Annotated in this window: 18 protein-coding genes and 1 pseudogene; 11 read left to right on the top strand and 8 right to left on the bottom strand. The window is 66.2% G+C overall.

Going from position 1 to position 14,364, the window contains the following annotated elements:
• Window position 1 precedes the first annotated feature (1 nt).
• On the top strand, window positions 2–979 hold the full coding sequence (locus tag B9Y86_RS13695; RefSeq protein ID WP_085487008.1) for an NAD(P)H-quinone oxidoreductase: 978 nt from the start codon (window positions 2–4) through the stop codon (window positions 977–979).
• 9 nt (window positions 980–988) lie between these two features.
• On the opposite strand, the gene B9Y86_RS13690 is transcribed toward B9Y86_RS13695, so the two are convergent.
• Genes B9Y86_RS13690 through B9Y86_RS13675 form a run of 4 tightly spaced genes read right to left on the bottom strand, consistent with a single transcriptional unit; the run spans window position 989 to window position 3,743 of the window.
• Window positions 989–1,672 (bottom strand): cyclodeaminase/cyclohydrolase family protein, encoded by a 684-nt coding sequence (locus B9Y86_RS13690; RefSeq protein ID WP_085487006.1) that lies wholly within the window; start codon window positions 1,670–1,672, stop codon window positions 989–991.
• 28 nt (window positions 1,673–1,700) lie between these two features.
• Window positions 1,701–1,967: a hypothetical protein gene (locus B9Y86_RS13685; RefSeq protein ID WP_085487004.1), complete on the bottom strand. Its 267-nt coding sequence runs from the start codon at window positions 1,965–1,967 to the stop codon at window positions 1,701–1,703.
• Window positions 1,968–2,023: 56 nt separating this feature from the next.
• Window positions 2,024–2,614 carry a hypothetical protein gene (locus B9Y86_RS13680; protein WP_085487002.1) on the bottom strand — a complete coding sequence of 197 codons (591 nt, stop codon included), beginning with the start codon at window positions 2,612–2,614 and terminating at the stop codon, window positions 2,024–2,026.
• Between the two features lie 52 nt (window positions 2,615–2,666).
• Entirely contained in the window at window positions 2,667–3,743 is a 1,077-nt protein-coding gene (locus tag B9Y86_RS13675; protein WP_085487554.1) for an alpha/beta hydrolase, read from the bottom strand.
• A gap of 81 nt (window positions 3,744–3,824) precedes the next feature.
• Between B9Y86_RS13675 and B9Y86_RS13670 the strand changes: the two genes are divergently transcribed.
• The 5 genes from B9Y86_RS13670 (at window position 3,825) to B9Y86_RS13650 (ending at window position 6,977) form a co-directional block, all read left to right on the top strand.
• Complete coding sequence (locus B9Y86_RS13670; protein ID WP_085487000.1) at window positions 3,825–4,355, top strand: hypothetical protein; 531 nt, start codon at window positions 3,825–3,827, stop codon at window positions 4,353–4,355.
• Between the two features lie 31 nt (window positions 4,356–4,386).
• Window positions 4,387–5,007, top strand: coding sequence for a PH domain-containing protein (locus B9Y86_RS17590; protein WP_085486998.1), 621 nt, complete (start codon window positions 4,387–4,389; stop codon window positions 5,005–5,007).
• Between the two features lie 96 nt (window positions 5,008–5,103).
• On the top strand, window positions 5,104–5,673 hold the full coding sequence (locus B9Y86_RS17585) for a hypothetical protein (protein ID WP_176223365.1): 570 nt from the start codon (window positions 5,104–5,106) through the stop codon (window positions 5,671–5,673).
• Window positions 5,674–5,709: 36 nt separating this feature from the next.
• The gene (locus tag B9Y86_RS13655; RefSeq protein WP_085486996.1) at window positions 5,710–6,234 is read left to right on the top strand and encodes a hypothetical protein; all 525 of its coding nucleotides are present in this window, start codon (window positions 5,710–5,712) and stop codon (window positions 6,232–6,234) included.
• A complete protein-coding gene (locus tag B9Y86_RS13650) occupies window positions 6,231–6,977 on the top strand; it encodes an SDR family NAD(P)-dependent oxidoreductase (RefSeq protein WP_228515853.1) in 747 nt (248 codons plus the stop codon). The genes B9Y86_RS13655 and B9Y86_RS13650 overlap by 4 nt, the downstream gene beginning before the upstream one ends.
• Before the next feature lie 64 nt (window positions 6,978–7,041).
• On the opposite strand, the gene B9Y86_RS13645 is transcribed toward B9Y86_RS13650, so the two are convergent.
• Entirely contained in the window at window positions 7,042–7,512 is a 471-nt protein-coding gene (locus B9Y86_RS13645) for an Lrp/AsnC family transcriptional regulator (protein ID WP_085486994.1), read from the bottom strand.
• Window positions 7,513–7,610: 98 nt separating this feature from the next.
• On the opposite strand from B9Y86_RS13645, the gene B9Y86_RS13640 reads away from it, so the two are divergent.
• Window positions 7,611–8,267: a YitT family protein gene (locus B9Y86_RS13640; RefSeq protein WP_410372042.1), complete on the top strand. Its 657-nt coding sequence runs from the start codon at window positions 7,611–7,613 to the stop codon at window positions 8,265–8,267.
• 26 nt (window positions 8,268–8,293) lie between these two features.
• On the opposite strand, the gene B9Y86_RS13635 is transcribed toward B9Y86_RS13640, so the two are convergent.
• Window positions 8,294–9,370 carry an NYN domain-containing protein gene (locus B9Y86_RS13635; protein WP_085486990.1) on the bottom strand — a complete coding sequence of 359 codons (1,077 nt, stop codon included), beginning with the start codon at window positions 9,368–9,370 and terminating at the stop codon, window positions 8,294–8,296.
• A gap of 137 nt (window positions 9,371–9,507) precedes the next feature.
• Entirely contained in the window at window positions 9,508–9,930 is a 423-nt protein-coding gene (locus B9Y86_RS13630; protein WP_085486988.1) for a VOC family protein, read from the bottom strand.
• Window positions 9,931–10,016: 86 nt separating this feature from the next.
• On the opposite strand from B9Y86_RS13630, the gene B9Y86_RS13625 reads away from it, so the two are divergent.
• Both B9Y86_RS13625 and B9Y86_RS13620 read left to right on the top strand, forming a co-directional pair.
• Window positions 10,017–12,164 carry an acyltransferase family protein gene (locus tag B9Y86_RS13625; RefSeq protein WP_244894766.1) on the top strand — a complete coding sequence of 716 codons (2,148 nt, stop codon included), beginning with the start codon at window positions 10,017–10,019 and terminating at the stop codon, window positions 12,162–12,164.
• 59 nt (window positions 12,165–12,223) lie between these two features.
• A complete protein-coding gene (locus B9Y86_RS13620) occupies window positions 12,224–12,820 on the top strand; it encodes a DUF998 domain-containing protein (RefSeq protein ID WP_085486986.1) in 597 nt (198 codons plus the stop codon).
• A gap of 14 nt (window positions 12,821–12,834) precedes the next feature.
• Here the strand turns inward: B9Y86_RS13620 and B9Y86_RS13615 are convergent, their stop codons facing one another.
• Window positions 12,835–13,242, bottom strand: coding sequence for an arsenate reductase ArsC (locus tag B9Y86_RS13615; RefSeq protein ID WP_085486984.1), 408 nt, complete (start codon window positions 13,240–13,242; stop codon window positions 12,835–12,837).
• Window positions 13,243–13,355: 113 nt separating this feature from the next.
• On the opposite strand from B9Y86_RS13615, the gene B9Y86_RS13610 reads away from it, so the two are divergent.
• Entirely contained in the window at window positions 13,356–13,733 is a 378-nt protein-coding gene (locus tag B9Y86_RS13610) for a PLDc N-terminal domain-containing protein (protein WP_085486982.1), read from the top strand.
• A 218-nt stretch (window positions 13,734–13,951) separates the two neighbouring features.
• A pseudogene (locus B9Y86_RS13605) lies at window positions 13,952–14,364 on the top strand (hypothetical protein); the annotation flags it as partial.

The following is a 14,364-nucleotide window of genomic DNA, read 5'->3' as shown; positions in this document are numbered from 1 at the left end:
CATGCGAGCCATCACACTTCCTCGATTCGGTGATCCGTCAGTGCTGACGATCGCCGAGGTCATCGAGCCTCCCGTCGGACCATCGGATGTGCGCATCGACGTCGTGGGAGCCGGCCTCAACGGTGCCGACATCTCACAGCGCCGAGGCAGCTATCCGCCACCCTCCGGCGCCCCGCTCTGGCCCGGGCTCGAAGTGTCGGGCATCGTCAGCGGAGTTGGCGACGACGTCTCGGAGTGGCGAATCGGCGACGAGGTGTGCGCGCTGCTGCCCGGTGGCGGTTACGCCGAGCGCGCGGTCGTCGATCAGAGTCTCGTCCTTCCGGTGCCCGCTGGTGTGTCTCTTCTCGAGGCCGCGGCGCTGCCCGAGGTGGCCGCCACCGTCTGGTCGAACGTGTTCATGAGCGCCGAGCTGGCACCGACCGAGGCCTTTCTGGCCCACGGAGGGTCGAGTGGCATCGGGGCCATGGCCATCCAGATCGCCGCTGCTCGAGGATCGCGCGTCTTCGCGACGGCGGGGTCGGCCGAGAAGGTTGCGTTCGCCGAGGGGCTCGGGGCCATCGGTATCAACTATCGCGAGCAGGACTTCGTGGAGGTCGTCAACCACGAGACGGGAGGAGTCGGCATCGACGTGATCCTCGACATGGTGGGCGGCGATTACATCGGCCGAGACATCCGGGCCCTGTCGATCGGTGGCCGCATCATGGTCATCGCGAACCAGAGCGGCGAAACGACGTCGTTCAATGTGGGCTCGCTCATGGTGAAACGCGGTCGTATCTGGGCGACGACGCTGCGTGCCAGGCCGCTGGCCGAGCGCGCCGCGATCATCGCGTCTGTGCGTGAGTCGGTGTGGCCGCTCATCGAGCAGGGGCTCGTGAAGCCGACCGTCGACAGCGTCTTCACGCCCGACGAGGCGGCCGATGCTCATCGACGAATGGAGTCGAGCGCCCACATGGGAAAGATCCTGCTGCAGTTCGGCTGATACGCGGCTTTACTCGTGGTCGGTCGGGGCTGCCCGGTCGTCGACCGCAGCCGTGATCGCGTCGATGCGGTCGCGAGCCTGGTCGAAGAGTGTCACCGAGCTCCAGACCTCGGGGTTCTCCTCCCGAACCTGCTCGGGCGACTCCCCAGCGCGAGAGACCGCGGCGAGGTCGAAGCTCACATTCGTGCGTGCGCCTGTGATCGCAGCTCTCAGTGCGCCGAGGGCGACGACCACATCGGCGATCAGCGCGGGGTTTCCGTGCAGCGCCAGCAACTCGAGGTCGTCGACGGCTTCGGACGCGCGACGGCCCAGAATGCTGGATGCGCGGGCGGCGTCGACCGAGGCCGCGCGCACGGCGGCGTCTCGCTCCGGGCCTTTCTCGAGGCGGTAGGCAGCGCCGAATGCCGACGACGCCGCCGAATCCTCGTCGGCGAGGCGCAGGGCGTCCTCGCGGAGTGAGTGCGCACGAGCGCGCAGCTCTGAGAGATCGCTGCTCTCGCCGCCCGCGCGCCGCTCGCTTTGCCCGTCGGCGCGTTCCGAATAGCCCGCGACCATCGACATCAGCGATGCGGCTATCGCGAGCATCACCCCGGCCCCCGCGCCCCCGCCCGGCGAGCCGTTCGTTCCGGCGAGGGCACGGGTCCACTCGTCGACAGTCGAGGTGCGAGTGGTGACGTCGGAAGAATCGTGCATCGGTCTAGTGTGCATGGCCTGGTCGTCGCTAGGAGATGACCCGCCACTCGCGAAAGAACTCCATCACGGTCTTCGAGTGCAGGTCGTCGTGCACCCGCGCGAGCAGGCGGCCCGCCTGTTCGGGTTTGCCGGCATCGATGCGCAGCTCTACGGCTCCGGTGTCATGTCGTGTGACGACCAGCTCGTGACGGCGCCGCAGTGTCCAGGTGCGCACCGTGTCGATGCGCGCATCCAGATGATTGGATGCTGGGTCGAAGGCGTCGGACTGCATGCTCGCGGCGGGATCGATGGCCATTCATCGAGGCTAGAGGCGCCGCGAACGAGGCGACAACCCCCTCGGCCATGTCGGGACTACAGCTCGTCGGAGCCCGACTCCTCGCCCCATGACGAGATGGCTGCTGGGATGCGCAGCTCGCCGTCGGCGGCACGTGCCACCACGTCGACGTGGTTGAGGCGGCTCGCAGGAACTCCGTTGCGGGAGACGAACCACGTGCCGAGCATCAGCGATGAGCCGGGGGCGGCGACGCACGCGCCCATCACGGTGAACGCGCCGTAGGCGAGCTCGAAGTAGCGGGCCGCGATCACGTCGCCGTGCTGCAGTGTCGGAACGACGTCGGCCGGGTCGCCGGAGGGGAGTGCCGCGAGCTCCTCGTCGCTGAGCGCCGCGACGCCGTCGTCGGCCAGGGCCGCCTGCGGGTCGATGATCTCGAGAAGCTGCAGCGATTTGTCGGGCTTGAGGTTCGCATCCAGGGCCCGGCCCGCGATCATGAACGAGTTCGTCGTCTTCGAGAAGTGAGCCCGACCTTCGATCGAGACGACGCCGTAGCGCGGGGTCGAGAACACGGCTTTGACGAGCTCGCCTGACTTCAGCTCGGCGATGGATGCCGTGAGTCCTTTGACGTTGCGCTTGCTGGGGATGATCAGCTCGGAGATCGACGGCACGGGGCTTCTCTCGTTCGGTGGGTGTCGACATCCATTGAAGCATCTGCGCCGCTTAGGGGGCGTCGGTGTGTGTCGTGAGAAACGCCAGTGTGCGGTCGAGGGCGGTGTGCGCATCGTCGTAGTCGAGGTGGAACTGGTACTCGTGGGGGAGCGCGGGCTCGTGGTCTGCGGCCCAGAACAACTCGTCGACCTCGACGCCGGCGGCCTTCAGCGCGTTCGACATGGGAACCGACTCGACCCAGGTGAGGGCGTCGCCGTTGCCGCCCGAGATGTAGGTCGCTGGAAAGTCGGAGGTGACGAAACCCAGGCTCGACATGGTCGCGCCCGCAGAGGTGTCAGACCAGTCTTTGGTGCCGGTGTAAGCCCAGAGCGAGATCTTGAAGCCCCACGCCTCGATGCCGTTCAGCTCGGACATGCGCTGCAGGTCGTAGACGCCGCAGTTCAGAATCGTGCCCACGAGTTGTGTCGGCGACAGCGCCGGGTCGATGCCCACGACCGTTGCATACGACGGGTTCGTGGTGATTCCGGCGAGCTCACTGGCGAGTTGAGCGCCGGCCGAATCGCCGGCCAGCACGATCTGCTCGGGGTCGACGCCGAGTTCTGCCGCGTGCTTGTCGATATAGGCCAGGGCGTCGTTCAGCTGAAAGATCGCCGTCGGGTAGATGGACTCGGGTGCTATCGAGTAGTTGAGTCCGATCGTCGTGTACCCCTCGGCCGCGAGGATCTTCAGGTAGGGCGCGACGTTGCTCTTGTCGCCCGAGATCCACGCGCCGCCGTGAATCCAGACCACCGTCGGAAGGGGACCGTTCGCGGATTCCGGGCGGAACGCATCCAGAGTCGTCGCGGCGCCGGCCGTGCCGTCGCCGTATTGCACGTCGAGCGTCTCGGTGACTCCGGATGCGGGAACGTACGGAAGCATCTCGGCCACCGTCTCGCGGCCGCCTTTCTCGAAGACGGCGCGGATGAGCATGCTCGACGCCCACGGAGAGCTGGATGTGACAATCGAGATCACGAGCGCCACAGCGACCACGCCGCTGAGAATCGAGATGACGCGGCGTGCGCGTCGAGAGAGCCTGCGTGGAGTGCCCCAGGTGGGAACGTCTATGTCTATACCGGTGCGCCTGGTCATGATCCCCCGATCCGCGACCAGTCTCGCAGCACCGAGGCCGCGCCACAATACACTGTGTATCGAACCCCGCTGGAGGCAGCCATGTACCTGACCGAACTGCGCGGCCTGATCGCGAACACACCGAGCACCGACTGGCTCGTCGTCGATGGCCCGCTCTTTCACGAGGCCACCAGCGTCAAGCCCTCGAACATGACCGGGCATCCCGTCGTCGACCGGCCTGCATCGCGGGCCATCCTCGTGAGCAACATCGATGTCGCGCTCGAGTGGGGTCTGCAGGCGAGGGTGGGCGAGCATGCGAAGAACGCGCGCGAGTGGACCCGCGACGCGGGCTTTTCGAGCAAGGCGGTGCTGCCCATTTATGTCGACGTCTTCTTTCGCGGCTCCCTGGTCGATCGCGTCACCGCGATCTGGGTCGACAACCTGACTGCGCTTCTGCCCGCGCCACAGCTCAAGCCGCAGGATGCGGTGAGTGATCTCGGCTTCACGAACGTCGCGGCGTGGAGAGTGGGGCGGTGGAGCCACGCGCTCTGCCGACTCGTCGATGCACTCGAAGAGGGAACTCACTTCGACGAGTACATCGCGGCTGCGGGCTTCGTGGTGGAAGGGGCCTGAGCGGTTTACGCTCGGGTGGGGGTAAAGAGCTATGACTGATGTCGCTGCAGGATGGTACGACGACGGATCCGGCGGAAAGCGCTGGTGGGACGGCCGCGCCTGGACCACGAGGCAGGCGGATATGCCGAAGCCGACGGCCTCCTACGCTCCGAAGCCCAAGCTGCCCGAGGGCACGCGCTGGGCGGCCGTGGGCAACCCCATCTCGAAGGTGGGCGCCGGGCGTTACCTGGTGATCCACGATCACCTCTTCGTGCACCTCGGCGATGCGGAACGCACCCTGCACGATGTCGCCGTGATCGATATCACCGAGGTCGACGTCGTCCAGAGCACTCTGCAGAAGACACGTGGGCTCGCAACGATCCGCGTCACCGTCGGTCACGGCGATGACACCAACCTCCTGACTCTCGACGACGTGCGCGAGTTCCGTGAAGGGGTCGCCGCCATAACCGGCGCGATCGCCGACGCGCGGCTCGCTGCCAACGGCTCTCTCGCATCCGCTCGGCCCGAGCCTGTCGCTGAGCGGGCCCCGGATGCCGCGGCGCCGGCTCGCGACTTCATCGCCGAGCTGGGTGCGTTGGCCGCTTTTCATCGCGACGGAGTGCTGACAGACGACGAGTTCGCCGCTGCCAAACGGAAACTGCTGGCCCTCTAGGCGTCGCTTCGGCCGGATGTTGATCGGATCGCGTGCGCTGACGACCTCGCCGCCGCCATACTCTAAGCACACCCCAAGCGAGCACAGAGGACGATCATGACCTTCGAACCCCCGGCCATGCCGCAGCAGCCGCAGCCGCAGCCGCAGCAGCAACCTCCTGCTTACCAGCAGCCGCAGCAGCAGCAACCCAGCTACGCGCAACCGCAGCCGCAGCAGCCCAGCTACGCGCAACCGCAGCCGCAGCACCCGGGCTACGGTCAACAGCCACAGCAGGGTTATGCCCAGCCCCAGTCGCCACAGCAGCAGGCGTACCCCGGCTACGGGCAGCAGCCACAGCAGAGCAAGCCGCCGCGTGCGAAGAACACGATGGGCCTGGTCTCGGCGATCCTCGGAGCCTCGAGTATCGTGCTCGGGTTCATTTTCTCGTTCATTCAACTCAGCATCTTCGGGTCGGGTAACCCGTCGTTGTACGCGGTCGTCAACGGCACTCAGACGGTGCTCAACGCGCTGCTCGGCCTCGGCGCCGTCATTCTCGGCGTGCTCGGCTACCTCAAAGGCGGCCCATCGAAGCTCCTCGCGATCGTTGGTACGACGCTGGGCGTTTCACTCCTGATCGGCGTGCTCAACGGTCTGCTCTACTCGTTTGCGGCGCCGCTCTTCTACTGATCCGCCCGCCTCTCCCGTTTTTCGAAAGGATCAGTCGTGCAGCTGCCCCAGATCTACCTGTCGATAGAGCCGACCGGCCCTGCCCAGTGGAACGCCATCACGTTCGGACCGATTTTTCACCAGAACCTCTCGGCCTCGAATACTGGTCAGGGCGGATCTGTCGTGAGGGTGACGCAGCACGGCAGCCGTGCGGTGCTGAACGACGACGTCGACATTTCGGTCGAGTTCGGAATGGAAGCGGACGACATCCAGATCGACGCGCTGCTCGACTGGGTGAAGCCCGCCAACTTCCAGTACGACAACGCGCGCCCATTCTTCGTCGACCTCTTCTACGGCGGCAATCTCGTCGACCGGGTGATCGCGGTCTGGATCGACCAATACAGGGCTGCCCTGCCGTTGCCCTACTCGGTCACGGCAGACGGGGGCGTGCCGGGTGCGGTGCCCACCTGGCATGTGTCGCGACGCAGCTTCTTGCTCGTGCGCCTTGTCGACCAATTGCGCGGAGGGCTCGAGTTCGACCGCTACTTCGCTCTCTCCGGTCTCTCGCTCGACCGCGCATGATGCGTTTCGCGTCCACGCGCGTCGTTGTCGTGGGCGGAGGCGGCGGCATCGGCAGTCGCATCGCGGAGCGATTCATCGACGAGGGCGCGCGCGCGATCGTGCTCGACCTTCCGCGCGGCGACTCGTCTCGCGAGTCTGACGCTGAGACGGAGCCGGCCCGTCGCATCCTGCACTGTGACCTGGTCGATGTCGCGAGTGTCGAGGCGGCGTTCGCGGCGGCGCGGGCCGAACTCGGCGGTATCGACGTGCTGGTCAACAGTGCGGGAATCCTGGCGCGGGGAAGCCTGCTCGATCTCACGCCGGAGCGCTGGGATCTCGTGATGGACGTCAACGCCCGTGGCACACTCTTCGCCATGCAGCACGCCGCTCGCGCCATGATCGAGCAGGGCACCGGCGGCACGATCGTGAACATCGCCAGCATGGCGGCCAAAGCCGGAGGAGCAGACGAAGGCGCGTACGCCGCGTCGAAGGCCGCGGTCGTGGGGCTCACCCGGGCGGCCGCTCTCGAGTGGGGCGAGCACCAGATCAGGGTGAACTCCCTGCTGCCCGGCTACGTGCTCACCGATATGGGCAAAGACACGCGCACTGACGAAGACGTCGCCACCTGGTCGAAGAAGTCGCCGCTCGGGCGCCTCGGCACACCGGATGACGTGGCCGGGTTCGCCCTGTTCCTCGCCTCGACCGATGGCGAGTACCTGACCGGCCAGTCGTTCAACGTCACTGGCGGAATGATCATGCACTGAGTGACGACGTCGAGTGTGCAGTTGTTGTGCGTGCGATTCGATCGAACCGACAACTTCTGCTCACTCAGGCCTCGGCTGCGCGCTCCAGAAGTGGGCGCAGGCGCAGGGGCATCGTCTCGACCAGGGAGATCGCGGTGTTCGTGCGCACCACGCCCTCGATCGCGAGCATCGCCACTGTAATGCTGCGCAACTCTTCGGTGCTGCGCGCGAGCACCTTCACGAGCAGATCGGCTTCGCCTGTCGTGGAGTGGATCTCGACGACCTCCGGCAGCTCGGCGAGTCCGGCTTCGGCGAGATGACCCGTGGCCTGGCTGATCGCGATCGAGACGAAGGCCACGAGGGAGTAGCCGAGCGCGGCCGGATCGATGCGTCGACTCGGCTCCTTGAGTGCCCCGATACGGGCGAGCCGGGCGAAGCGCGCGTGAACCGTGTTGCGGGCAACACCGAGGGTGCGCGACAACGAGAGGATCGTCGCATCCGGGTCGTCGTCGAGGGCAAGCAGAAGCCTCGCATCGAGGGTGTCGAGTGGGTTCATCTGAGCATTTTGCCACTATTGATGGCATACAGGCTGCAGAATGTAAGGTCTGAGTAGCACGTCTTGCGCCGATGTGCAGCCCCTGCGACTATTCGACAGTGAATTCGCCTTCTGCCGTGCTGCCCGAACCGACGACCACGCACGCGACCCCGCTCGTCGGGCCTCCTCGGCACACCATCGTCGAAGACATGCTCGCGATCCTGACGGGCACCATCACCACCTCGCTCGGCCTGTTCCTGCTGAAGAGCGCCGGAGCCGTGACCGGCGGAACCGCGGGGCTCTCGCTGCTCATCAGCTATGCCGCCGCTCTGCCGTTCCCCGTACTGTTCCTACTGGTGAATGCGCCGTTCTTCGCGCTGGCGTTGTGGAAGAAGGGTGTGGCCTTCACGGTACGCACCATCATCACGGTCGGGCTCGTGTCGCTGTTCTCGTCGATCATCCCGTCGCTCGTGAGCTTCGAGCACCTCGACGCGGTCTACGGAATCCTCGTCGGCAACCTGCTGGCCGGGGTCGGCATGCTCATCCTGTTCCGCCACGGATCGAGCCTCGGCGGCTTCAACGTGCTCGCACTGCTGATGCAGGAGAAGTTCGGCTGGCGTGCGGGCTACGTGCAGATGGGCCTCGACGTGGCGGTGGTGATCGCCGCCTTGGCCGTGGTCTCGCCGACGATCGTTCTGATCTCAGCGCTGGGCGCCGCCGTTCTCAACGTGGTGCTCGCACTCAACCACCGCCCGGGCCGCTACGTCGCCGGCTGATCCGCGCCCCGTGCGGCCCCCGCGGCTCAGCGCTTGGCGTCGGCCGAGGAGAGCAGGCGGATGAGGCGCTGCTGCCCCTCTTCGGCCAGCTCCGCCACGTCGTCGCGCGAGGCGAGAAAATCGGTGAACGAGCGGTAGCCCAGGGGCTTCTCGTTGAACGACGGGTCCATGCGTCGCATCTGATTCTTCACCGATCCGGTGTTGAGCCACTCGTCGGCGTCGCCCTTGGCGTGGCCGATCTGCAGTGCACGCACGAGCAGCTCGGTTGCCACGGTCTGCGCGTCTTCTGGCTCTGGCTCGGGCTCTTCGAACGGCACGTCTTCGGTGTGCGAGAACATCGGCACCGTGACGCGGCGCGAGCGTGCTGCCGCCTTCTTCGGCTCGGCCTCCGTCTCGGCCGGGCCTGAACCCGCGCTGTCGGAACCGGCCTCGACGACGCCCGCAGCGGCATCCGGGGTCTTCTTCGAACCGCGGCGCGACGAGGTCGAGCCGGCCGGAGCGACGACCTCTGGACGCTTCTCGATGCCGGGCAGCGAGTCGTAGTCCTCGAACTCGTCGCAGGCTGCGGCGAGCGACGTACTCGTCGAGCCGGCCACGCCGATGCCCACGACGAAGCGGCCGAGACGCTTGGCCTTCTGCGCGAGTGCGATGTAGTCGGAGTCGCCCGCGACGATGATCACGTGTGTGAGGTCGGGCAGGCGGAAGAGATCTTCGACCACGTCGACGGCGAGGCGGATGTCTGCCCCGTTCTTGGTGCCGCGGGTCGTGGTCGTGAAGAGCTGTGTGAGGTCGACCGCCCGCGACATGAGCTGGCGCTGGTAGCTAGCGTTCACCGGAACCGACCAGTCGGCGTAGGCGCGGTTGACCACAGTGGTTCCGAAGCTGGCGGCGAAGTCGATGATCGCGCTGAAGTCGACGGTCGCCGCGGCGAGGCGTGCGGCGATCTCGGGGTCGTTGTTCGGGTCGGTCTTGTCGAAGTCGCGAATACCGTCGCGCTGAAAAGCGTTGCGGCCGTGCAGCTGCTGGTAACGAGAGATGACGATGTTGTCGAAGTCGATGTAGAGACCGACGCGGGCGTCGATCGGCTCGGTTGTTTCAGCCATGGTGAGCTCCTCGGTCGGCGGAAGACTCAGTAGCGATCCGGTGTGGACTTCCAGTCTCCCGCGGCGGGCGTGCCCAAGGCAAACACGCATCGGCGTAGCGGATCGGTCGGGTGGCGGGTCGGCCAGGATCGGTCGGGTCAGTCAGCGGTCACGAAGATGCAGAACGGATGCCCCGCCGGGTCTGCCAGTACGACGAGTGCCTCGTCTGGGTCGTCTATGCGGTCGTCGAGCAGGGTCGCACCGAGGCTCAGGGCCCGGATGTTGTGGGTGCGGAGTTCGTCGAGGCTCGGAACACTGAAATCGAGATGGAGCTGCTGCGGTCTCGGGCCTTCGGGCCACGTCGCCCGCTCGAGTTTCTCGACCTGTTGGAACGCGAGCAGACGGCGCGCGTCTGATCCGAGCAGCACCAGCCAGTCGGCGCCGGAAGGGTCGGGCTCACCCTCGGCGGGTGCCTCGTCGCCGGGTTCGTAGCGGAGGTCGAGAAGCTGGCGGTAGAACTCGGCGAGTTCGCGCGCGTTCTCGGAGTCGAGCACGACCTGGCGAAATGCGGGATGAGTCATGCCTCGATTCTGCCCCTGTTGGAGAGCGCTTTCAACGGCGGCGCGATAGGCTCTGCACGGCTCAGACCGGGGGAGACGAGTAGTACGTGACGCAGCAGAACAACGCGACGATGCCTGAAGCAGATGACGCGACCGAGGTGACGCACCCGCGGGTCATCCGTGCAGACATCCAGGGCCTTCGAGCCGTGGCCGTGATCGCGGTGATCGTGAACCATGTGATCGCGTGGCCGAGTGGCGGATTCGCCGGCGTCGACGTGTTCTTCGTGATCTCCGGCTTTCTCATCACGGGGCTGCTGCTGCGCGACCACGAGCAGCACGGCGCGATCTCACTCGCCGGCTTCTATGCCCGCCGCATCCGCCGCATCGTGCCCGCCGCCCTCACGGTGATCGTGGTCACAGCGACGGTCGGCTATTTTCTGTTCAACCGCGCGCGCGGACTGTCGACCATCTGGGATGGCGTGTGCTCGCTGCTCTTCGTGGCCAACTGGCGATTCACGGCTCTCGGTACCGACTACTTCCACGCCACAGACCCCGCGTCGCCGCTGCAGCACTATTGGTCGCTGTCGGTCGAGGAGCAGTTCTATCTGGTCTGGCCGTGGCTCGTGATCATCGTGCTCGCTATCGCGACGAGGCTGCTGCGTTCCCCCGCTCGGGCCCGCGTCGCGCTCGCCGTCGTGATGGCGGCGCTCGTGGTCGTGTCGTTCCTCTACGCGGTGCAGCAGACGGCATCCAGCCCTGCGGCCGCCTACTTTTCGACGTTCTCGCGCGCCTGGGAGCTCGGCGCCGGAGCCCTGCTCGCGATCGCCGCGCCGGTGCTGGCCAAGCTGCCCGCCGGCATCCGATTCGTTGTGGGATGGCTCGGCCTGCTCGCCCTGCTCTGGTCGTTCGTGCAGGTCACCGACGAGACGCCGTTCCCGGGCCCCGGAGCCGCGCTCGCGGTCGGCGCGACGATGCTCATCATCGCCGGCGGAATCGGGGGGCGCCAGCGCTCCCTCTTCGTGCTCGACAACCCGGTGAGCGTCTACCTCGGCAACCTGTCGTACTCGCTTTATCTGTGGCACTTTCCGGTGCTCATCTTCGTGCTGCTGCTGATGCCTGAACAGACTCCGACGGTCACGGCGATCATTCTGGGGCTCACCCTCGCCATCTCGATGATCTCGTTCTATCTCGTCGAGCAGCCGTTCCACCACTCGCCGCTGCTGCGGCGCTCCGGCTCGCGCGCTGCGAGGCGTGAGGCGTGGCAGGCGTGGCGTGATCGCTTCGGAGCTCACGCGATCCTCGCGACCGTCGCCCTGATGGTGGTCGGCGTGATCGTCGGACTGAGCTCGTTCAGCGTGCTGCGCGATCACACGCCCATGGCGGCTCCCGTCGCGGCACCTGTGGTGGCCGAGAACCCCGAAGTGCAGTTGCAGGCAGACCTCGCTGCGGCGCTCACCGCCACAGCCTGGCCCGACAACCTCTCGCCCTCGATCGACGATGCGATGTCGCAGACCTCGAACACCAACCCCGCCCGGCGCTGTTTCGACATAGGCGACACCCCGAACGTCGACGACTGCACCTGGGGCAACCGCAGCGCGCCGAAGCACATGTACCTCGTGGGCGACTCGACCGCCATGGCCTACGCCCCGGCGTTCAAAGCGATGGCCGAGGCCAGCGGCGACCAATGGCAGATCACCACGATCGGGTTGTATGGATGCCGCTTCACCGACGTGCTCGTACAGAACGACGGCGACGGCGTGATGGATGCGTGCCCGCAGCGCAAGCAGGACGTGGCCGATCGCATCCGGGCCGACGCGCCCCAGCTCGTCGTGATGTCGAACGCCTTCGCGCTGGGGCAGTCGACCGACCGCCGGCCGCTGTCGACCGGCGACCTCGTCGCATCCACGCTTGCCGAGGCGGCGAGCTACAACGCGCCGGGTCGGATCGTGTACCTCGCGCCGCCGCCCCTGGGTGCACCGCTCGGCCAGTGCTACTCGACGGTGTCGAGCCCGATCGATTGCGCCGTGAACGTCGATGCCGTCTGGAATGACTTCGAGTCGGCGTTCGAGGCTGCTGCGCCCGCCACGGGCGATCACGCCGTGAGCTCACTGCCGTTCAGCTGCGTCGACGGGCAGTGCCCCGCCTTCGCGGGCACGCTGCCCACCAAGTACGACCAGGTGCACATGACGGTGCAGTACTCCGAGCACGTGGCCCCGGCCATTCGCTGGGCGTTGATCGCGCAGGGGGTCATGTAGTGGTGCATGATCGACAGTGACCGCCGCCGTCGTCTGAACGGGGCCGAAGGAGGACTCGAATGGTGACCGCAATCGCTGTGATCGCGTTGCTGGGTGTGGTCGTCTGTCTCGGCTGCCTGGTCTATCTGCACGTGGCGCCCACCGGCCTGAATCCCGTGCGCGACCCCGTGAGTCAGTACGGAATCACGGACTACTTCACCTTCTACCGTGCTGCGGCCCTGTCGCTCGGCGTCGCGGCGCTCATGCTCGCAGTCGCTCTCATCGAAGCTCTGACCGAAGCCAATGCGGCGGGCATCGTGTTCCTCGTCATTCTGGGCTTCGCGCGCCTCACGATCGGGTGGGTGCCGATGGATGCGCCGGGCGCTCCGCGCACCTCAACCGGCCTGCGGCACAACCTGCTCGCCACCGCGTTCTTCGCGTCGGCCACCGTGGCAGCGTTCCTCTTCACGGGTACGTTCGCCGGTGACGCAGGACTTTCGGGTATCGCGCCGGCGTCGGGCGTGCTCGCCTGGGCGATGGCGGTCTTCAGCGCGCTCATTCTGTTGACCAGCCTCGTCGGCCCGCTCAAGCGATTCTTCGGACTCGTCGAGAGACTGCTCTACGTGGCCGTTCTCGCCTGGATCGCGACGGTGGCGATAGCCCTCGTCGCCGCCTGACTAGGCGAGCATGCTCAGACCTCGGGCAGGAGTTCTGACAGAAGCGCCGTGACGCGACCCTTGATCGAGTCGCGGATGGCGCGTACCTCGTCGATGCCCTTGCCCTTCGGGTCGACGAGCTCCCAATCCTCGTAGCGTTTGCCGGGAAAAATGGGGCAGACGTCGCCGCAGCCCATGGTGATCACCACATCAGACTCGCGAACGGCCTCGGTCGTCATGAGCTGAGGTACGGCGTGAGAGATGTCGATGCCCTCTTCGGCCATGACCTGGATGGCGACGGGGTTGATCTCGTGGCCGGGTTCGGAGCCGCCCGAACGCACGATGACGGCGCCGCCGGAGAGGGCGGTCATGTAGCCGGCGGCCATCTGTGAGCGACCCGCATTGTGAATGCAGACGAAGAGAACGGTGGGTGTGGAGGGCATGGGCACACAGTACTGGGCGGGGTGAATCGGTGTGAGGCGAGCTTTGCTCGGGTTTGACTCAATCTGTATCGAAAGCTCGATTCCCGATGCGTGGCGTGGCTAGACTGACGCGCATGCCGGTCATGACTGCTGTTCTCCTCGCGCTGATGATCGGTGCGCTCGTCGACATCATCCTTCGACGCGACGATCAGGTGAAGCATCTACCCAAGGTCGTGTGGGTGCTGTTAGTCGTCTTCCTTCCCCTCATCGGCAGCATCCTCTGGTTCACGATCGGACGGGAATACAGTCAGTCCGTCAATCTCGGCGGTTTCGGAGATCCGCGTCGCCGGGAGAAGGCGGCGGGCACGATCTCGTCGACGCAGACGACGCGAGTCAAGACCACCGAGGAGGAGCTGGCCGATCTCGAACGCGAGATCGAGTTCCACAGGCAGCAGGATCGCATCCGCCAGCTCGAGGCTGAACTCGACCAGCGACGCGCCAAGCCGGAGTAACACGACGCTGGTCGAGTAGTCGGGCGGTCTGCGCTGGTCGAGTAGTCGGGCGAGGAACGAGCCCGACGTATCGAGACCACCCCGACAGGCATCTCGATGGTCTCAATACGTTCGTTCCTCACTACTCGACCAACGAGTTTCGTCCGTGACCAAACCGTCTTCGTGAGGGTGCCGAATCATTCGTGTCTGCAACACCACCCAGCGAAGGAATCAACACCATGCGCAACATCACGAAAGCAACACTCGGTCTCCTGACCGCCGGCATCCTGACCATCTCGATGGCCGCCTGCTCCAGCTCGTCCGAGTCGACCGACTCGACGTCGTCGTCGCCCACGTCATCGGCCGAATCGACCCCCACACCGGTCGCATCGATCCCCAGCCTCACCGGAGTCGACACCGCCGTTCTCCTCGACTCGGGCTTCGCCGCCGCTCTCACCAGCCTCGGCCTCACCCCCGGCACCGTCGGAACCGCGACCCTCACCGACGGATCGCTCCACTTCCCCATCACCGGCGGAAACGTCGACTACTACGACCCCGCCCAGAAGTACCGCCCCTACGTGCAGGGCACCATCAAGCACGAAGGCTCCGGCTTCTCCCTCACCGCCGGTGACACCGTCGTCGACCTGACCAA

Source organism: Agreia pratensis, assembly GCF_900177685.1.
Classification (GTDB): domain Bacteria; phylum Actinomycetota; class Actinomycetes; order Actinomycetales; family Microbacteriaceae; genus Agreia; species Agreia pratensis.
The sequence above is the reverse complement of the archived record's forward strand: the minus strand, read 5'-3'. Positions and strand labels throughout refer to the sequence as shown.